This window comes from Crocosphaera sp. Alani8, assembly GCF_038442745.1.
In the GTDB taxonomy this organism is placed as follows: Bacteria; Cyanobacteriota; Cyanobacteriia; order Cyanobacteriales; family Microcystaceae; genus Crocosphaera.
This window is the reverse complement of sequence record NZ_JARVCN010000489.1, coordinates 1-18697: the sequence shown is the minus strand read 5'-3', so window position 1 is coordinate 18697 and position 18697 is coordinate 1. Positions and strand designations below refer to the sequence as shown.

Genomic DNA, 18697 nt, shown 5'->3' with positions numbered 1-18697 from the left:
ATCGTCTCAGTTGCCATAAATTTATTGTTAATCAATTTCGCTTATTTTTATGCCAGGCAGCTTATATTTTAATGCTTGAACTTCGGGCTTCTGCGGAAGGGACACGATTGGGGGTAGTCCCTACAAATCAGTGGAGGTAACGAATTCATGGGCATTAGGGGCGATCGGGGCAACAATTAAATCTCGCCATTCTAATCGAGTAGAAGTTAGTCCCATTTTCATGGCTGGGGTAAAATGACGGTACCGGCTCTGAAATTTGACTGGCTGGCCTGTTAAATCTTGACGGAGGCTTTTGTGGAACTGGCGGTAGTTGTAATCGAAGAGATTGAGCCACATTACCCATTGTGCAGATTTCTGGTTCTTGCAGTAACCCAAAGTCTTGCGGTTAAGAAAAGAGACTTTCTGCCGTAAAGTCAAGTTAAATCGCTCAATATAAGAAGTGTTATGGGTCTTTTTCCCAAAATCACTTTCTTTCCCAGTTACGAGACGTTCTTTAACCGTAACCAGTCGCTTTTTTTTCCTCTGCTTGACAATTTGAAGATAAGCATAGCGGACTTTCTGAAGATAAAGAGCGATCGCCCTCTCATAAGCGGCCAATTTATCAGTGGTAATCAACAAGAAATCAGCAAAGCCAAAGGGCATCAGATAAACAAGTCTTTTGAGCAAGCGATTAGCTGTATGTCCAGTCCGACTGCCTAATTCAAAGTTAACCCAAAACTTCGTTCTTGCCTCCAAGGTGATAAAAAACCACATCTGTCTCTTTTTTTTCTTCAAATACGACCAAATCTCATCCATTTGAATGAAAGTTAGGGTTAAACCAATCAAAGTACACAGAGCCAGGTGAAAGCTTTGACTCTTTTGTCCTAAAGCTTGTTGCCATTGTAGAATAGTTCTAGGGTCTCGTTCTAAAACATCGGCAATTTGGTCACAGCTAAGGCCATAACTGCTCATTTTAGCAGTTTGAGTATATTCCGAAAAGCTGCCATGATGCCCAAATAAAGGCGAATAGGCCATTTCCGAGAAACGATGTTTCCCCCCATGACAATACAATCTCTGTCGTCTTTGAGCCTCTGTTTTAACTGGGTAAGTTCCATCTTTAGTGATGTAATTGTCTAAATCTAAGTAATAAGGACAATCAGGGCAGGGACAGAACTGAGGAAAAAGTGGATGGAGACTTTTGGGGTTGTAAGGGTTGATTGTCATTCAGCAAAGGATTTGGCGATCGCTTATAACTTAACCCATAAAACCCTTTTGTAGGCTTACCTCCACTGATTTGTAGGGACTACCCTGATTGGAGTTCAGGATTACTTGAACTAGCTGAATGGTGTGCAGAAGCTTATGAAGTTTATCCAAAAAGTTGTGGAACAATTAGACGTTGGATAGGAGAAATTATTGCTTACTTTGATGAAAGAACGACTAGCGGTATTGTCGAAGGAATTAATAATAAATTAAAGTTGATTAAAAGAAGGGGTTATGGTTTTAGAAATTTTGATAATTTTAAACTTAGAAGTTTCCTAACTTGGCATTTTACTGCTTAAATTTACATACTAAGTTCGGTAGAACCCTAAAAAGATTCTTCTTCTATTAGATCAAGACACAAACTCCTCCATAAATAACAGAAAAGAACCTTAAAGAGAATATCTGTAGGAATTTCAATAAAGTTGAAGGGAGTCCCAGTGCGCTCATTAAAAATTTTACCCCAGTCTCGACAACGATGTAGAGAATAGCTAAGATTTGTAGTGCATTTGAGAAGAAAAGTTATTAGTTATTATAGAGTGCGTAATTGTTCAAGCTGATTTGTTAAAGTATAAAGATTAATGATAGTTAAATGAACAAATAAATAAAACATCAAAATAAAAAAGCTAAATAAAATTATATATATAATTAAAACTTTGGCTTGGGAGCAAGAACTCAATTCTCTAAAAATTTGCTTAAATAAGGAAAAGGGGCGACGAAAAATATCCCAACTATTGAATCGCCAATAACGACCAATATAGATTCCAAAATTGGCTAAGAAAACATAGCTAATAACAGTAATCCAACTTAGAGAATTAGAGAAATGATTTCGTAATAAAAAATGAATAATAACTAGCGAATGACTACCAATTAATAGCCCTACACTCACCAGGGATAGGATTTCAATATTATCAAACCAGAAAGGCTCACGGGAATGATCCGCAAAACGATCCCGAAAATGATGAACTTCAGTAATTAAATAAATAGAATTAGGAAAGAACGCAAACCACATTCCTAACAAAACTAGAGTAATCCAGTTTTCATGAAGGCCATTTTGCCAAAAGATGATGTCGGCAACGACAGAAAGTACAAGAGGAACCCAGGCGAGAATAAGATTAAGTAAAAAGGGTTGATAAAATCGACCTTCATAAAGCCGACTTCTCATCCATTCCATTCCTAACGTAGCCAAGCTGAAGAAAAAGATAATGGGAAGCCGTGAAGATAAATAATTAAAGAGAACTTCTTCGTAAATTTCAAGATTCATGGGCTGAAAAAATAGGAGGTAGGGTTTTTATTTTAACCTCAGTTCAGGATAAGAAAAAGGAAGAGGTATTGCTGAATTTGAAATTGCTTAGTCTTGAATTGGTATAATTTCAAATCTTAAATAGTGCATCAACATAAGTATAAAATGCAGAAAATCGAAAGGAAGCATTTGACATTGGGAACAAGAATAAAGAGATTACAGAGAAAGACAATCTGTTTTTCAAAAACATCACCAATGCACAATTTGGCAATTGGACTGTATATTAATAAGTATAAATTTCAGAGAGAAATTTTATAGCTATCAACACTCTTGTTAAACGACCCATTCAATAAATCTCAGCGACAATGGACAAAGAAACTTTAACGCGCTTAGATCGAGAACACATAAAATTTATTCGGGTTCTCTGGTGTGATAATGCTAATTTGATTCGCGGCAAAGCCATTCATCGAAAACAATTAGAAACTTATGTGACTCATGGAGTAGGACTTACGGCAGCTCAACAAGCTTTGCCTGTGATGGCTGATGTTGTCGTTCCCAACAGTGGCTTAAGTCCCATCGGGGAAGTCCGCTTAATCCCCGACCTCAGTACCTTAACTTGTCTTCCCTATGCTAAGAATCACGCAAGGGTTATGGGAGACATGATTTTAAATGGACAGCCCTGGAGTTGTTGTCCTCGTGACTTTCTTAAACGCATGATAGCAAGAGCTAAAAAAGCTGAGCTAGAGGTCATGGCAGCTTTTGAAAATGAATTTTATCTACTTAATCCTGATGATTTTAGTCCTGTTGATGATACCGTGTTTGCCGCTACCCTTTCAATGGATCTTCAACAGGCTACCATTGATGAGATTAGTGAAGCGTTAATTGCCCAAGGTTTAGTCGTAGAACTTTATCATCCCGAATCGGGGCCAGGACAACAAGAAATTTCTGTTCTCTATACCAATGCCCTCGCTGCTGCCGATCAACAGATCGTTTTTCGAGAAACTGTTAAAGCTATTGCCCGACAACATCAACAAATTGCTTCCTTTTTACCGAAAATTTTCCTCGATAGTGCTGGCAACGGTTGCCATCTCCATTTTAGCCTTTGGCGAGATGGGAAAAATATCTTGGTTGATACTGAAAATCCTGGATTTTTATCACTCAGAGGTCAGTCTTTCTTGGCTGGAATTTTGAAGCATCTGCCGGCTTTAATGGCTATTACTACCCCAAGTGTTAATTCCTATCGTCGCCTACAACCTAACTGTTGGAGTGGAGCCTTTCGTTGTTGGGGATATGATCATCGAGAGGCCGCCTTACGGGTTCCCACCAATGCCGTTAACCCGTCTCCAACCCATGTGGAACTAAAAACCGTAGATGCTTCGGCTAATCCCTATTTGGCTTTAGGATCTATCATCGCAGCAGGATTAGATGGACTCAAGCAAAATCTTAATTTAGGGGAACCATTAACCAAGGTTCCGACCCAACTAACGGAGGCAGAATCTCTTGAATTAGCCATTGAACCCTTGCCTAATTCCCTAGAAATTAGCTTAGAGCATTTACAAGACAATACACTGATTCTCGATGCTTTGGGTCAAGAATTGGCTCAGTCTTATCTAGCCGTTAAAAAAGCTGAATTACAAGCCATGAAAGACTTTTCTCTCCAACAAGAAGTTGAACTTTTGTTAGAACGCTATTAAAAGAAAGTGTCAGAACTCAAAACAAAGCGGTATAATACCGATGTTACTCCACTATCTGTCGTGTTTATCAGATTTTTGCAACAGTATCGTGGCTATTTGGCAAAACTGTTACCCAGATTTGAACAGCCCCAATGGTGGCATTATGAGTTGCGTGATTCAATTAATCGTTTTGAAATTTTTGATAGTATTGGTGAAAATTAAGAATTAAGCTGGACACAGATGCGAAATTTTCGTGAGGATTGGAAAAAATTTAAACCAGAGTTGATTCCAACAAAAACCAATCTTAATCATATCAAGTATTTTCGGTTCTACCGAACTTAGGAATGAGGATTGAATAAAGTGCAAAAGTTTTAAAATTAAGGGATAATGGGGAAGTGTACAAACATCTGAGAAAAATTTGACAGTATAATGGAGCAACTGCAACCTTATTCCCCAGAAATGGAGAGAATGATGCAAGTCTTTTATCAATCCCTATCAGAGAAAGATCGCAGACGCTATGCAGCCATAGAAGCTCTTAAGATTGGTTATGGAGGAATAAGTTATATACAGAGGCTTTTTCATCTTAATTTTCGCACTATTAAACGAGGAATAGAGGATTTAGAATCGGATGAAGCGATGATTCAAAGCCAAATTCGTGCTGAAGGTGGAGGGAGAAAAAGAAAGATAGAGACAGTTGTGGGTCTAGAGGCAGCTTTTTTGCGGGTAATAGACAGACATATAGCCGGATCTCCCATGAATGAAGAAATTAGATGGACTAATTTGACTCGCCAACAAATAGCGGATTTACTCTTTTCTCAAGAGCAAATTAAGGTGAGTGTAACAGTAATTGACCAACTGTTAAATAAACATAATTTTCGTCGTCGTCAAGCCCAAAAAACAAAGGTTACAGGCCATAACCGGCTCTTCCAAGAATATGGGATAAAATGTAGCTACCGCTACATTTTATCCCTCTAAAGCCAATGGACTTTCACCTCGATAGTCTCCTGAATCTCCCTAATGTCACAGTTTTAAGTTGTCAGCAACAAGAAGGATTAATTTTTTTTAGCCTAGACTTTTTTAATGAAGGGATACTATGCCCTCACTGCCAAACTTATACAGATAATTTACATCAAACTCGTCCTATTTTAGTGAGAGATTTATCAATTGTGGGCCAAGCAGTCTATCTAAAAGTTCCTCGTCGACAATTCATTTGTCCCCATTGTGGTAGATATCCAACTGAACCATTGGAATGGATTGAAACCAGAAGAAATTACACGAAACGCTACGAAGAATACATTTATAAAAAAGTCAAAGAATTGACAGTAGAACAGGTTAGTAAAACTGAACAATTAAGTCCAGAACAAGTACAAAATATCTTTTCAAGACAAGCTGGTAAAAAAAAAAGACTGGTCAATGCCAGAGAAAGTAAGCCTAGATGAAATTAGCAAAGAAAAAGGGAAAAGAAAATTTGTGACAGTGGTGAGTGATCTTGAGCAAAGCTCCTTACTAGAAGTTATTGATTCTCATAAAAGTGAAGAAATTATCGAAGTTTTGAAGGCGCAACCTATTGAGATACGTGAAAATGTCAAGGAAGTTAGTGTAGATATGTGGGGAGGTTTTCAGAAAGTAATCAAGGCAGTTTTTCCTAACGCTTTGATAGTAATTGATAGATTTCATGCTATGAAATTAGTTAATAAAGCTCTGAATAGTCTCCGTCTTTTACTAGGATTTAAAGGCTTAAAGAATCGCTGTTTACTTCTCAAGAACGGTGAGGATTTAACTCCAGAAGAAAAATCCTCACTCCTCCAACTTTTTCATCAATCTCCCTGCTTAGGAATAGCCTATGAATTAAAGGAAGAGTTTAGAGAAATTTATGAAACCAGTACCACGGTCAAAATGGGCTTAAGAAGATTCAAAAAATGGTTAATTTATGCTCGTATTATGCTTGGTCAAGTGGCTAATACTATCAACAAATATATCCAAGAAATTTGTCATTATTTTATTAGTAGAACTACCAGTGGTGTCATGGAAGGATTAAACAACAAAATTAAACTAATTCTTCGTCAAAGTTATGGGTTTAAAGATTTCGATACTATGAGGGAAAAACTATTAGCTTGCTTGTTTTAATAAGCCGTACTTATCACCACAGGTACGGGAGAGCCGGTAAAAGGCTCGAATCGTCATAGTTAGTCTCTCCTTAAATTACACTACCTGAATAATTTACAGGTGGAAATATCTTACTTAAAATAAAACAAATTATAATTGTAATTCACTTGATTGAAAAAGTTTTTTCTCGGAATAAAGGGAATAGAGTCAAAAGATTTTTTATCAAATTTCAAAGAAATTTTGTTCTCTTCAATCTTATTGATTGTTTGAGCAGAAAACACTCTTTCTTTTTGCTTTAAAAACTTTCTACTACGTACTAATAAACCTTTGATTATCTGAGTATTTTTAGAGATTAAAAAACCGTCAATTTTTCCGAGAAAACTGTCCAAGGCTTCTACCTGAATATCATTGCTTATTATTAATTCTCCTGGGAGCAAATTTTCTTTTTTCACTTTTAGGTAAGGCATGACTCCCTCTGAAAATGGATCAGACCATAACATTGAGAACTCACTGCCATAGCTCATACTGTTTGGAGGCCAATAAAGCATCTCGTGTTCCCAATATTCATTTTTGATATAGTCAGTTTCGCAAAAAGGTTTCATTGCGATAAAATCATCCCGAATACAATCAAGATTAATTAACTGAGGCGTTGTTACACTAATATAATCAATTGGAACTAAATATTGTTCAAAACCAAATAACCCTAATAATTCTACTACTATATTAGTGACTTGCATGGTTTTTGAATTGACTATTATGCGGGTCAAGTAGCCTAGTTGTCCTTCGAGACCCATTACTTGAGCATTGAATGTTAGCTCTAACAAAAAATCTTCAGATTTTTCTGCGAGATAATCAATTTGTGTTGGTGTTAATGTAGTTGCTTTCATCGTTTTGTCCTCTCAAATTAAATGCACTTCTTTTTCTTTTCAATGACCAGGTTGTAAGTCATTTATTACTTTTTCTAAATACCATTGCTCTGTATGGTTAGGATGGAGTCTTTGTTCTCGACTAAGTAAGCGGTTAGCTTTCGCTACATTACCCTGAACTAGAGTCCCTAACTGGTGTTTCAAATGAGCTTGTAAGTTGTCATCAGTCAATATCTGATAATTATTGATAATTTGATTCCAAATTCCTTTTACATCTTGTTGATTCACTTTCTATGTCCTCTTTTGGTTTCTCATTTAAGACTAATCAACGATTGTGTCATTTTTGTATCATTGCTATTGCTATTCAATAGACCTGTTATGAAGAAAGTGTCAGAACTGATTACAATTCGTTTTTCGGGTTCTACCGAACTTAGTGTGGTAAAAATCGCTCAAACTCTAACTAAGCCTGACTTGGCAAAGAATTCAGTCAAAAGCAAACTGTTAAAAACTAAAATACTTGCCCAATCAGGCTTTCAAGGTGTTATTTCTAATAGTTTTACATGACAGGTTCGGTAGAACCGTTTTTCGTTGTCATTAACAATGCCGTTAAGCCTTAATATCTCATTCCACTATTGAGAAAATTCTCATTAATTTTGAGAATCAGATGCCTTTGTTCTGAGTTCTAACACTTTAACAGACACATTATATAAATGTAGTTGTCATATCACTGACAAACTACATTTATATATTTGGTAGTGATTCCCATGTAGTGAAATAATTTATAGTAGTTCATTTGAATTAAGTGGCAGGAAAAAATGCCAAAGAACAGTTTCATTTAGTTATAATGTGTTTATATCAAACTAAAACTTGCATTCTTGTCCTTTTTAATTAATGTCAAATTTGTTAAACAGACTTTTCTTTTTACTCATAGTATTACCTTTTGAAAAGCTTGAAGATTCTTGTCCAAACTGTGGTTCAAAGCAGTTTACTAAAAATGGGAGTATTCATGCGGAAGAAGCCTAAATACGGCTGTCAAAAATGTGGTCATCAGTTTGTCAAGAACTCAACAAAAATCTGGGTGACTCAAGAACAGAAAAACCTAATTGATAAGTTACTTCTTGAGAGAATTTCTTTAAGAGGAATCAAGAGAGTTGTTGGAGTTTCATGGCGATGGCTACAAAATTATGTCAATAAGAAGTTTGAGCAAATTCCCCGTCAAGTAAAGGTTTCAGACAAGCCTAAAGGAAAATTGACCATTGAATGTGATGAGTTATGGTCATTTGTTGATCGCAAAAATAATAAATATTGGATATGGCTTGCTCTTGATAGAAAAACTAGAGAAATCGTTGGCTGCTATATCGGAGATCGGTCGCGTTCCTCTGCGAAAAAACTTTGGGCTTCACTGCCACCAGTTTATTGTCAATGTGCAGTGGCTTATACAGATTTCTGGGAAGCTTATGATACGGTTATTCCTGCTCTAAGACATCGACCAGTTTATAAAGATAGTGGTGAAACTAATCATATTGAACGACTCAATAATACCTTTCGTCAAAGAATATCTCGTTTAGTTCGAGAAACCTTATCTTTCTCTAAGAAAGTAGAAAATCATATTGGAGCTATTTGGTACTTTATCCACCATTATAATGCTCAGATTGCTAACAGTTTATAAGATTTCCACTACATGGGAATCACTACCCGGGCTTTTTATGAGGCTGGACGGAGTTTGGCAGAGATTCGCGACCAACGTTTATTTCAGAGTACGCATCAAACCTTTGGAGAATACTGTCGTGAGGGATTTTGTTTGACTGAAGTGGTAGCATTCTGGCGTGTCCCCACGCCAGCGAACCTTTACATTGTGGCTGATTTTGCAAGTATTCTTTCAAGATCCTTGTTTGGGACATTGGTCAACTCTCTTTGTTTCTCAAAGTCAATGTCAATAATTTCTTGGGCAAAACTTTGATAGGCATGACCAATCTTTGTCCCGTGAGATCCTGGGAACAGATGAAACGCCCCTACTTTCAACGCGGCGATGATGCCTTCTCCTACTAAGTCTGGGGATTCTGCCCATTTTTCTACTCCTGCTTTCACTGCCATAGCAGTATCCATGGGTCCTGGGTGAACACTAATCACTAAGGTTCCCTGCTTTTCGAGGATGTCTCTGAGAGCTTGGGTAATTGAATAAGCTGCTGCTTTTGAGGCACAATAGGTCGCTGTATTGACAAAGCATTTAATTGAGGCCACCGAATTTAGTTGAACGAAAGCACCTCCTCCATTTTCTTTTAACACTGGACTAAAGGCTCTGGCTATTCGCATTAACCCAAAAACATTAATATTAATTTCCTCTTGAAGCATTTCGACCGCATTATCATCTAGTGGGTTGGCATTGTTCAAAATTCCGGCATTATTTATGACCAAATCCACATCGGTTGCTAAAGAAGCTGCTGTGATAATAGTATCAGGTTGACAATAATCGAGATAAATCGGCACAAATTTGTCTCCATATTGTTCGAGCAAAGGGGTGGCTGTTCCTAAGTTTCTCACTGCTCCATAAACCTTGGTAGCTCCATGCTTCAGACAAGAATCCACAATGGCCTTACCAATGCCTCGATTAGCTCCTGTCACTAAGACAGTTTTCCCTTGAATATTGAAGCCTTTCTGAAATTGAGTGTGATTTACATTTTGATTAATGATCATGATATTTTTCTCCAGTTTTTTTTGTTATTTAATGAGACAATTTTCGATAATTTTTATACACATTAAACTTATCAAAAAATGAAAATGAGTTTGAGTCGTTGAGGAGATTATTTCAGAGCTTTTTGTTTTTCTTTACTCTATCTTTTTTCACTTTACTTTTTCCTTATGTAATTCCCTTGTCAGTCAAATTACTATTTGGTTAAACAAACGATTCTTAAACTTAACTCATTGATGGGTTCAAGGATTAAGTCTACTCAGTACACAAATCCTTGCTACTAAGACCATAGGAAATACCACGATAAGTGAATTGGTGAGGAGGAACTGTAGGAAGTTTCTGAGCTTGTTGTACATAATAGCTCACTCCTCTATAGGTTGCTTTCTCATCAGTATTAGTCATGGTGATGGAGATGTGAGTTGGATTATAGTCATAACCCCGATAGGTGAGTTTCATGGTGAATTATCCTTGTTTGTTATGCACTTTATGTGTTCGAGATATTTTTAATCTACCCCTGGTTTGTGTCACAAATATGGCGGTCTTATTTCCAAACTGTGTTCAACTTCTACCTCCTTCAAGAAATTTGCTACAAACCTCATATTATTCTTGAGCGATACAGAATCGAAGTAAAATTGTCATCTTAATGAAAACTCTGGCAACTAAATTAATCATTATCTAATAGTAGTTTTGAATTAGACGTATTAATACATATATCTAACTTTACAGGAGCAAAAAAATGAATATTAGAAGGATTATCTTTTCGGCAATTATGACCAGTCTAGTAGCTGCCATGTTGGGATTAGCATTAACCACTAAGTAGTCGGACATAAATAAGTAGCACTATGTTAATTTATGTGAAGTTTTTTTAGGCGATCGCTAAAAAAAGCCCGCAAAGTGTGTTAACGAAGTTAGGAATAAAAACTCTGATTAACCAATGTCTTCTCCTCCTTTAAGAGTATTTCTAACGTCTGAGCAAGAAAGAACTTTATTCGAGTTAAGTAAAGCGGAAAATATTCCCCAGAGAACTAAGGATAGAGCAAGTGCGATTAGACTATCAGCTATGGGATGGAAGGTGGAGAAAATTGCCAGGGTAAGCTCATCTAAAATCCGCTTGACAGAAGGTATTGAGAACAGTCATCATATAGTTGTTGTTCATAGCAGCTTGCTTCATTTTCTGGCGAAGACTACGTTTAAATGTTTTTTCTTGATGGAGAACATTAAGTGCTAATCGTCTTAAAAGAGCAAAGTTCTGTGGACTATATTCTGACCGAATACGACATTGATCTTCTCGGAAGGTGACATCGAGTGTCCAGTGAAGATTGTTTTCAATGCTCCAATGAGTGCGAATAGCATGGCAAAGAAATTGGGCATTGGCAGGTAAAGAGGTCAGGTAAAACTGAATATCGTGGGTAGTCTTATTCCATAAGTGACGGATGCGTTCGACGACAACAATTGTTTGCAGTCCAGACCATTGTTCTTGCTGGTAAAGTCCTCCCATTGCTGCTACTGGTATAGCCCAAACGTATCGTTTCTCAGTGCGGTGGTGTCCCTTAGTTACTGTTTTGTAGTAATCATGGTCAATACTATCCCAACCTTGAGTCTGGGTATCAGTAAACCATTGCTGGACTTCAGCTAATAAAGTGGGATGGTTAGCTTTAAGAGTGAGGATGTAGTCGGCTTTTTGGTGAGTGATCTGTTCAAAAGTGTCAGAAATGAGTTCTCAAAAATAGGTAAAAATTGATTCAAGACCCTTTCTTTTGATTTTCCACTTAGGCTGTTCTTAAAATTTCTTTCAAGAGATCAACCCTCTCTAAAAAGATTTTTCTTCTATTAGATAAAGAGACAAACTCTCCCATAAATAACTGAGGTCTCAAGAAGTTTTTTACTTCTTCATATACTCGACAAAATCTCTGAGCTGATTCAAAATTCCCCCATCCCATCATCGGATAATACCTCTGTTTTATTCCTCTATGACTCTGCTCTATTGGATTGTCTGTACACTTCACTATCTCATGTTCTACTTCTTCTCCTAACTCAGTATTCTTATAACTACTATTATGTGGTAAAAAAGCACTTCTAACGAGCAACTTAATTCATATAGACAGTAGGGTGATTGGATAGGTTAACTCTCTATACTACATAACGCGAGTTACAAGAATACTACGTTAGCTTAATTTCCTCACCCGTCACTCCGATGAAAACGAGTGTACACTCGTTGTTTGACGATCCTTAGCTCTTCCCTTATGTCTGGTGCGTAACGATCGCTATCTTTAGCCAACCAAAACGGTTAAACAATATCAAGCTTATGCAGATCTTGCCTTTTAGGTTTTCCGATTTGAAATCGGGAAACCCCAACAAGATAGTTTAGGGGATCGTCCTGAAACTTTTGTCCTGCTACAGAGCTTCTATTTAAAAGCCTCCGGAAAACTCCCCTCACGTCTCTAATGCCTTCATCTGGTTAAATAATAGTCTCAGCCTTTGCTTAACTTCGCTGGTTAACAAATCCCAACCCAATTGTAGCTGTTGAGAGACTAAACCCACTTCATACCACCAATATCGTACATCATCTACGCTCTGGCAGCTTTCTAGTTGTTCGGCTATCCATTTACGATCGCACTCATCTACTGCTTCTGGGGGGATCTCACTCGCCGGACATTTTCTAAGTGGATCATCGGGATTTGTATTACGATTTAGCTGTAACAGATGTGCTGGTTCTTCTAATAGAGTTACCCCCACATCTGTTACGGCTACAACCTTTTTCTCATGATGGTTTTCAGCATTTTCGGCTAACAAAAGTTTCCCTGAGTTTTCTACCCCGATCTGCGTACTACAAACTTGCTCTTGTAGTATGCTTTCTTCCGGTTCATTGGCTAGTATTAATCCCTCATCCCAATTTAATACTGGTTGAGGTTGGTCATATTTTCGAGCAATGATTTCCATCATTGGCCCCACATAACGCGCTACATCTTCATGGGGTATGGACATTAACTTGTAAACTCGTACTGCCTCACCTTGCTCATTCCTTTTTTGTTGGGAACGTAGAGTATAGCCAATTTGTCCCAATAACCATTTTAAATATTTAATGGTGTCCTGATGGGGTTTTTTGCCCAACGAGATCCAATTTTTCTTCTGGCCACACTTGGCCATAATTTCCTTGACCACTGGATGCTCTGTGGTTAACTCAACATCATAATGATTATGAATAAGCTCATGAATGCCCACTTCTCTTAAAGTCCATAACCGTTGGTAACGAGAGTTGAGTTTCCAGGGGGTTAATTTCTTACGGGTACGCCCTTTTACCAGTTGCCTGTGGTACATCCTTTGAGATCGCTCAAGACATTTCTCTAGATTATCCAGGTAGTACCTATCTTCTAGTTGGTAGAAGAGATTAGGAAACTGAAATTGTATCTGATAAATAAAATCCTCTGACCAAACTATGTGTTTAGTTATTCCTGGTAATTTATCCTCTATTATAGCTTTTATTAATGCACATCTTTCTGCCCATGAAGTATTCCACTTTAATAATATTGATGGGTTTCCAATGTACTTATCTGAGCTATTAAAGATATCTTTACTTTTGCGTCTTTTAACTTTTTTCTTTTCTTTTGACACCTTTTTAGAAGTCTCTCTAAACCCCTCGTCTAAAACGGGAGCTACTCGATTGGAAGTATCATAACCTTGTTGTTCCAGTAACCAGTAAACGCATTCTCTTAAGTAACTTTTCTCATAATAAATCATGGTTTGAATGCGCTGACTTAATTGATGTTCTGGACTAGCTTGGGCTAAAGTCATATAACTTAATACTTCCCTCATTATCTCTTCTGAACTTATCTGTCCCGCCATGACTAAATCTAAGTCTCGTATTAACCTTTGATTATAGTAATATTTAAAACTATCTACCAAAGGAGTTTTTATACTATCAGGGTTATCTGCTTTGACATAAGGCATGACCCATAAATAACGAGTTAAGTCCACATCCCTGACACGAGCTATAATCTGGGTAATCGAATCTGCATCTAATACTCCAAAAAATAACCCAAAGAAATGACTAAAGTAATCAGTTATGGCTACATCTAAACCACTCTCACAACTGGGACTAAATAATACATACTGTGGTTCATTTTCTCTTATCCATTGTGCAGGTTCTTTGAGAAATTCTTGCACTTCTTTACTATCAATGGTGGTGGAATCTATCCTTAATCCTACTAACCCTTGGTCTTGGTAAATCTCATCGATCGCCTCCAATAATATCTGGGAATCACTCGCTACTACTGGTAACATATCCAAACTGTTCAGGAGGTCATATAACCAAGGGGAATTATCCCGTTTTCTGAGGTTTTCGTCTTTGATTGTTCCCTCTAATAAGATTAATTCTGGCTTCTTTCCTTTGTAAGTGTTTTCTACTTTTATTACTTTTTTTAATGGGTCACATTCCTCAAAAAAATCGCAGTACATATCTGATAGGTTACCATCTAATCCTACTACAACCCTTGCTCTTTTTATTCCTTCTATAAATAAGGCGATCGCTCGTCCTCTTTCTCCTACTGTACTACTGAATAATAAATGCTTTAGTACGGAAACTACCTCATCAATTATTAACACTTTCCCTTCAAAATCATCGGGGTTAAATCGCAGATGACTATCCACACAAGATGCCACTATTGCTGTGGGGGCTGATATATCTACCCATGACGAACAATTATGAATATGGACAAATCCCGACTTCTCACAAAATTGCATTAGTAAGGTGTTTCTGTATCCTAAGTTGATACCTCCATAATCAGACCATTCTGTTTTTAACCATTTTACCAATAGAGTCGTTTTGCCTGTTCCTAGTCCACTTTTTACTAAGAACATTGTATTATTCTCTGGCTTTGGCAAATCAATAAATTCTTGTTTTACTTTCAACGTTGGAGTAAATTTCTTCGTTAGTATCCATGCTTTTAGGGTTTTGTCTTTATATTTACACCATCTTGCTTTCTCTAAAAATGCCCCCATACTTAGATAATTAATGGGGTTTTCATCAACATCAATCTCGTCAATATCTAGGGCTTCTTTATTAGTTAATTGTCCCCAATCAGCCACTTTGAGGTTGGGAATAAAATCCCCTAGTTTTTCATATTGACGACTGACACTGGGGTTGGCTGCACTTCCTGCATCCCCATAAAGCACAAATTCGGGGTTTTCCCATTTGTATCTCTCTTTAATTGATGCGATCGCATCCTCTATCGCCTCACTACTACTGCCAAAATTACCACCACTAGCTCCTATAATCGGAATCCCCACGTTAGATGACGCTAGAAGCGGTTTATATTCCAGTCCCTCTGTAAACCCTATTATTTGCTTTTCGGGTGCTTCCTGGGGCATATACACCCCGATGGGTTGCTCCCCTGATGGTAAGTGGTACTTCACCCCACGCTTGGAACTACTCAGAGGGTAATACTTGTTTTCGGTTCCTGGGGTCAGATCATTCACCCTAAGATGGGTGTATAATCCATCTTCGTTAGGAATTGGGATTAGTATCCCATCAGTGTGGTTAATTAAGCTTAATCCATCATATTTCACCCCTGAGAGTTTATTAGTGACAGGTGAGGTTAGTTTTTGCCATTGTTTGACACTGCGGTAGTTTGATTCTTCTATTTTGCGATCGCTTATTCCTCTTCCCCTTAGAACCTCTCTGTGGTCATCTGATAGGGTTAGTTGGTCTAGGATTTCCCTAATGACCTTATCTCGTTCGGGGATAGGTAGCAGCTTCTTTAAACTCTCCCTCTGCTCCCTCTGCTCCCTCTGCCTCCTCTGCTCTTCCAACCATTCTTGACGACGCTCATCAGTCCAAGCATCAGCATCGGGTTTGTATGCCCAGATGTTAAAGCCCCATGTGTCTTGACCCCTGTATAAGTAGTCTTTGGGGTTGGCTTCATGACTTCGGCAGTAAACTAGGCCGGTGGTGGTGTTTTGCCGACAATCATTCCTTTCTCCTTGGCACACAGGACAGGGGTTTCGGCGGTTGTATCTAAGCCAGGACATACGTTCCCCTCAACTGTGATATAGGGGGGGTGATGATGGAACTTAAGAAAAATTTTCCATCAATTTTTAATCCGCCACAAGGCAGATTTAGTATAGGTTTCATTGCTTTCTCCAGAAGTAGGTATCGGCTTCTGGCTACCCTCAAACTGGCGTTATTCGGAAATCTTGGGTGACAATAGAAATAAGAAATTTTGAATTTTGGGGCTTGGTAGCCCTCTTAGTTAAGAAACGGTTTCCGTTTTAGCTTTGAGGTCACCAGCTTTTTTTTGCCTCAATAATTCTCCTTTTTTATTATGACGAGTAGTCACTTAGTCGTCAACTACTTAACACAACTACAGATTACAGTTGCTAGACTATTACTTGTCAAGACGTATAATATAGCTAGACAGAATAAGGATAATGGCTATCATAATGCCCACAAAAGGAGACAATCACAAACAAAAAGAGCTTTACTTTTATAGCAACGTCGAAACCTTAATGAGTCAAAAAGGACTAAGTATTGCCCAACTCTCTGAACAAGCAGGTGTAGCTCAATCTACTATTAGAAGTCTTATCAGAGGACGACTCAAACGGCTTGATAGTGTTAGCACTGGTAAACTTGCTCAATTTTTTGATTGTCAACTTGATGATCTTTATGTAATGAAGTGGGAATAACACATTAATTGTAATAAATATTTAATACAAACATTAGACTCTAAACAAAACACCATTAATAGTAAGTTTAAAACTTACAGCTTTTATTGCTTCAAAATCAATTAAGCTGAGGCGAGCCGTTTCATTGATAAATTCTTTTATAAATACTAAATCTTCTAACTCACTTTTATTACCGTCAGTATAGTCTTTTAATAATTTTTGAACAGTTCTCTTTGTTTTATTTTGATTAAGTTTCTTTAAAGTTCCTCGAATAGTACGGACATCAATACCCTCTGGTAAATTAGAAAGAGATTGAATCCGCTTTTGAATGCGACTAATGCGTTCTGATGTAATATTAATATTATCAATGGTGTCTGGTGTATCAAGTTGTTCTTGTCTTTGCTGCTTCAATAAAATCAAGCTTTCATATAGTGTTTTTGATTGTTCTATAATAGTTTGAACTGATACGACTTCCGAGAAATCAGGAGTGATAAAAGCTGAAGTGATCGCTTGCCCGTAACCGTCGTTTTCTTCTGTTAGGTCATTCCAGTAAACTATTTCTTGTTGGTCTAAAATAGGTTCTCCATTGGGACCAAAGTAATCAACTGTCAGGATGGTTATGGTATGAGGAGGTTGGCCATTTCCTGTGCCAAGGGTGATTGTATTGGGTTGATAATCAAATCCTTTTTTTCTGACTAATTTAGCTAATTCTTCACTATATAGGATCTCGTTTTGACTATAAGTATCTTGACTGGTTTCTTGTTTATTATAGGCTTTTTCTTGGAAATTCTCTTGTTCGGTTTTTCTGGCTTTGACTAAGCTTTCTAAAAAGTTGATATAATCAGGTAAAATCTCATCATCAAATAGAGTATCTCCGTACACAGATGGACCTAAATCTTTGGTGCTAGTAATTGTCGGAATTTGGTTATCTTCTGTTATTGTTCCTACTAATTTTTTATTCAAGGTTTTCAATCGGCTGGCTTGTCTTAATAGTTGATTTTCACTGTTGGCATAATAAATGGTAAGGGTATCGACAGAGTGTTGTTTAGGGCGATCAATACGCCCAATCCTCTGTTCTAGGGTCATTGGGTTATAAGGAACATCAATATTGATTAAATAATCCGCATCTTGAAGATTTTGACCAACTGAGAGGGTTTCTGAACCGATTAATATTTGTAATTGTTGTTCTTGTTTGGGACGTTCTGAAGGATTTTTGATAGAAGCTTCAGGGGCAAATAGTTTAAATAAGCTTTGACGTTTTATACCTGTTACATTTTGTCCTTTTTTATGATAGTTATGGGGACTGAATTTTCTGGGTTTATCTCCATTATTATAGTAACGTTTGCTTCCCCCTACAGCCATCCCTATTCCTGATTGAGAAATGATAGGGTCTTGAGTCATATACTGATAATAATCAAGGACTGTATCAGAGAAAGTAGAGATTAATAAAACTTTATGACCTTGACTGACTAATTCTCTGACTGTCTTAGTAACTTCTTCTCGTTTATGGTCTTGAATAAATTCAGTTTCTAATAAGGCTTGAATATCAGCTAAACGGGTTAAGTCATAATCACAATGTTGGATAATTTGGTTATAGATGCGTTGGGCTTCATCAGTATTATTTCTAAGTTCGTCAATGGCTAATTCAATGGACTTGCGTAACTGTTGTCGTCTTTCTTCTTTATCACTATCGAGTTCTTCCTCTTCTTCTTCAAATTCGTCAGCTTCCCATGAGCCTTCATCCCCTAGATTATGGGTTAAATCATCCCATTCATTAACTTCTGTTTCTTTCTCAAATTCGTAGTGCCATAATAGGAATTGGTGTAATCCATCAGCATTGGGTTCTAATTTTAATAAGCGTTCTTTAACTAATTGGGTTTTCCGACTAAAGTTCTTAATGGTTAATTTTAAAGCATACATACTTGATTCGGCCCGTTGTAAAAAGAAACGTCTTTGATTGCCCAATAGCGATCTCTTTTCGGTACTACCTTTAAGATAACGAATGGGGTCAGCCGATGGAATATAAAGACTACTTTCAAACTCGGTGAAGATTTGCTCTAATGCTTGTTCGGTACTCGTTTCAAAGGTAACAGGTAGCCACACTGCCTGACGTTTAGCATAAAGGTTAAGGTCAGGGGTGGCACTTTTAAGCATCTTACGGGTTCTTTGTAAGGTGATTTCCAAGAAAGAGTTTCCCGGTTATTTTCTTGCATCTGTTTGGAGG

The 18697-nt window shown here is 37.4% G+C and carries 13 protein-coding genes and 4 pseudogenes; 8 read left to right on the top strand and 9 right to left on the bottom strand.

The genetic code is table 11. The annotated features are described in order from the left end of the window. Nucleotides 1–140 (top strand): annotated as a pseudogene (locus P9B04_RS24205) (IS1380 family transposase); the annotation flags it as partial. Here the strand turns inward: P9B04_RS24205 and P9B04_RS24200 are convergent. Beyond that, nucleotides 121–1203, bottom strand: coding sequence for an IS1 family transposase (locus P9B04_RS24200; RefSeq protein ID WP_342057511.1), 1083 nt, complete (start codon nt 1201–1203; stop codon nt 121–123). The pseudogene P9B04_RS24205 and the gene P9B04_RS24200 overlap by 20 nt on opposite strands. Nucleotides 1204–1295: 92 nt before the next feature. Here P9B04_RS24200 and P9B04_RS24195 point away from each other — a divergent pair. Next, nucleotides 1296–1538 (top strand): annotated as a pseudogene (locus P9B04_RS24195) (ISL3 family transposase); the annotation flags it as partial. Nucleotides 1539–1768: 230 nt separating this feature from the next. Here the strand turns inward: P9B04_RS24195 and P9B04_RS24190 are convergent. After that, nucleotides 1769–2500 carry a DUF1361 domain-containing protein gene (locus tag P9B04_RS24190; RefSeq protein WP_342057510.1) on the bottom strand — a complete coding sequence of 244 codons (732 nt, stop codon included), beginning with the start codon at nt 2498–2500 and terminating at the stop codon, nt 1769–1771. A 144-nt stretch (nt 2501–2644) separates the two neighbouring features. Here P9B04_RS24190 and P9B04_RS25275 point away from each other — a divergent pair, with 144 nt between their 5' ends. From P9B04_RS25275 to P9B04_RS25270, 4 genes and pseudogenes are all read left to right on the top strand, one after another. After that, complete coding sequence (locus tag P9B04_RS25275) at nt 2645–2797, top strand: IS1 family transposase (RefSeq protein WP_446718041.1); 153 nt, start codon at nt 2645–2647, stop codon at nt 2795–2797. Nucleotides 2798–2844: 47 nt separating this feature from the next. Next, nucleotides 2845–4173: a glutamine synthetase family protein gene (locus P9B04_RS24185; RefSeq protein WP_342057509.1), complete on the top strand. Its 1329-nt coding sequence runs from the start codon at nt 2845–2847 to the stop codon at nt 4171–4173. Nucleotides 4174–4581: 408 nt separating this feature from the next. Further along, nucleotides 4582–5127, top strand: a complete 546-nt coding sequence (locus P9B04_RS24180; protein ID WP_342057508.1) for an ISAzo13-like element transposase-related protein — start codon at nt 4582–4584, stop codon at nt 5125–5127. A 5-nt stretch (nt 5128–5132) separates the two neighbouring features. Further along, nucleotides 5133–6279, top strand: a pseudogene (locus P9B04_RS25270) (ISL3 family transposase). Nucleotides 6280–6389: 110 nt separating this feature from the next. Here P9B04_RS25270 and P9B04_RS24165 read toward each other — a convergent pair. Together P9B04_RS24165 and P9B04_RS24160 are read right to left on the bottom strand one after the other, a co-directional pair. Next, nucleotides 6390–7145, bottom strand: a complete 756-nt coding sequence (locus P9B04_RS24165) for a hypothetical protein (protein WP_342057505.1) — start codon at nt 7143–7145, stop codon at nt 6390–6392. 39 nt (nt 7146–7184) lie between these two features. Next, on the bottom strand, nt 7185–7412 hold the full coding sequence (locus P9B04_RS24160; RefSeq protein ID WP_342057504.1) for a hypothetical protein: 228 nt from the start codon (nt 7410–7412) through the stop codon (nt 7185–7187). 639 nt (nt 7413–8051) lie between these two features. Between P9B04_RS24160 and P9B04_RS24155 the strand changes: the two genes are divergently transcribed. Then, nucleotides 8052–8793 (top strand): IS1 family transposase gene (locus P9B04_RS24155; RefSeq protein WP_446718042.1). Its coding sequence is split into 2 segments (ribosomal slippage): nt 8052–8129 and nt 8131–8793, totalling 741 coding nucleotides; the frame shifts between segments, so codons are not numbered across the junction. 179 nt (nt 8794–8972) lie between these two features. Here the strand turns inward: P9B04_RS24155 and P9B04_RS24150 are convergent. The 4 genes and pseudogenes from P9B04_RS24150 to P9B04_RS24130 all read right to left on the bottom strand — a co-directional run bounded on the left by P9B04_RS24150 (nt 8973) and on the right by P9B04_RS24130 (nt 15840). Continuing rightward, nucleotides 8973–9818 carry an SDR family oxidoreductase gene (locus P9B04_RS24150; RefSeq protein WP_342057503.1) on the bottom strand — a complete coding sequence of 282 codons (846 nt, stop codon included), beginning with the start codon at nt 9816–9818 and terminating at the stop codon, nt 8973–8975. A 250-nt stretch (nt 9819–10068) separates the two neighbouring features. Next, the gene (locus P9B04_RS24145) at nt 10069–10269 is read right to left on the bottom strand and encodes a DUF4278 domain-containing protein (protein ID WP_342057502.1); all 201 of its coding nucleotides are present in this window, start codon (nt 10267–10269) and stop codon (nt 10069–10071) included. A 640-nt stretch (nt 10270–10909) separates the two neighbouring features. Then, nucleotides 10910–11512, bottom strand: a pseudogene (locus P9B04_RS24140) (ISAs1 family transposase); the annotation flags it as partial. 734 nt (nt 11513–12246) lie between these two features. After that, on the bottom strand, nt 12247–15840 hold the full coding sequence (locus P9B04_RS24130) for a plasmid replication protein, CyRepA1 family (protein ID WP_342057500.1): 3594 nt from the start codon (nt 15838–15840) through the stop codon (nt 12247–12249). 411 nt (nt 15841–16251) lie between these two features. Here P9B04_RS24130 and P9B04_RS24125 point away from each other — a divergent pair, with 411 nt between their 5' ends. Continuing rightward, nucleotides 16252–16494: a helix-turn-helix domain-containing protein gene (locus tag P9B04_RS24125; RefSeq protein ID WP_342057499.1), complete on the top strand. Its 243-nt coding sequence runs from the start codon at nt 16252–16254 to the stop codon at nt 16492–16494. Nucleotides 16495–16527: 33 nt separating this feature from the next. On the opposite strand, the gene P9B04_RS24120 is transcribed toward P9B04_RS24125, so the two are convergent. Next, complete coding sequence (locus P9B04_RS24120) at nt 16528–18657, bottom strand: C-terminal helicase domain-containing protein (RefSeq protein WP_342057498.1); 2130 nt, start codon at nt 18655–18657, stop codon at nt 16528–16530. Nucleotides 18658–18697: the final 40 nt, after the last annotated feature.

Bases quoted from the DNA above. Each gene is read 5' to 3' on its own strand.
- P9B04_RS24200 (WP_342057511.1), bottom strand. From the start codon at position 1,203: ATGACAATCAACCCTTACAACCCCAAAAGTCTCCATCCACTTTTTCCT.
- P9B04_RS24190 (WP_342057510.1), bottom strand. From the start codon at position 2,500: ATGAATCTTGAAATTTACGAAGAAGTTCTCTTTAATTATTTATCTTCA.
- P9B04_RS25275 (WP_446718041.1), top strand. From the start codon at position 2,645: ATGCAGAAAATCGAAAGGAAGCATTTGACATTGGGAACAAGAATAAAG.
- P9B04_RS24185 (WP_342057509.1), top strand. From the start codon at position 2,845: ATGGACAAAGAAACTTTAACGCGCTTAGATCGAGAACACATAAAATTT.
- P9B04_RS24180 (WP_342057508.1), top strand. From the start codon at position 4,582: ATGGAGCAACTGCAACCTTATTCCCCAGAAATGGAGAGAATGATGCAA.
- P9B04_RS24165 (WP_342057505.1), bottom strand. From the start codon at position 7,145: ATGAAAGCAACTACATTAACACCAACACAAATTGATTATCTCGCAGAA.
- P9B04_RS24150 (WP_342057503.1), bottom strand. From the start codon at position 9,818: ATGATCATTAATCAAAATGTAAATCACACTCAATTTCAGAAAGGCTTC.
- P9B04_RS24145 (WP_342057502.1), bottom strand. From the start codon at position 10,269: ATGAAACTCACCTATCGGGGTTATGACTATAATCCAACTCACATCTCC.
- P9B04_RS24130 (WP_342057500.1), bottom strand. From the start codon at position 15,840: ATGTCCTGGCTTAGATACAACCGCCGAAACCCCTGTCCTGTGTGCCAA.
- P9B04_RS24125 (WP_342057499.1), top strand. From the start codon at position 16,252: ATGCCCACAAAAGGAGACAATCACAAACAAAAAGAGCTTTACTTTTAT.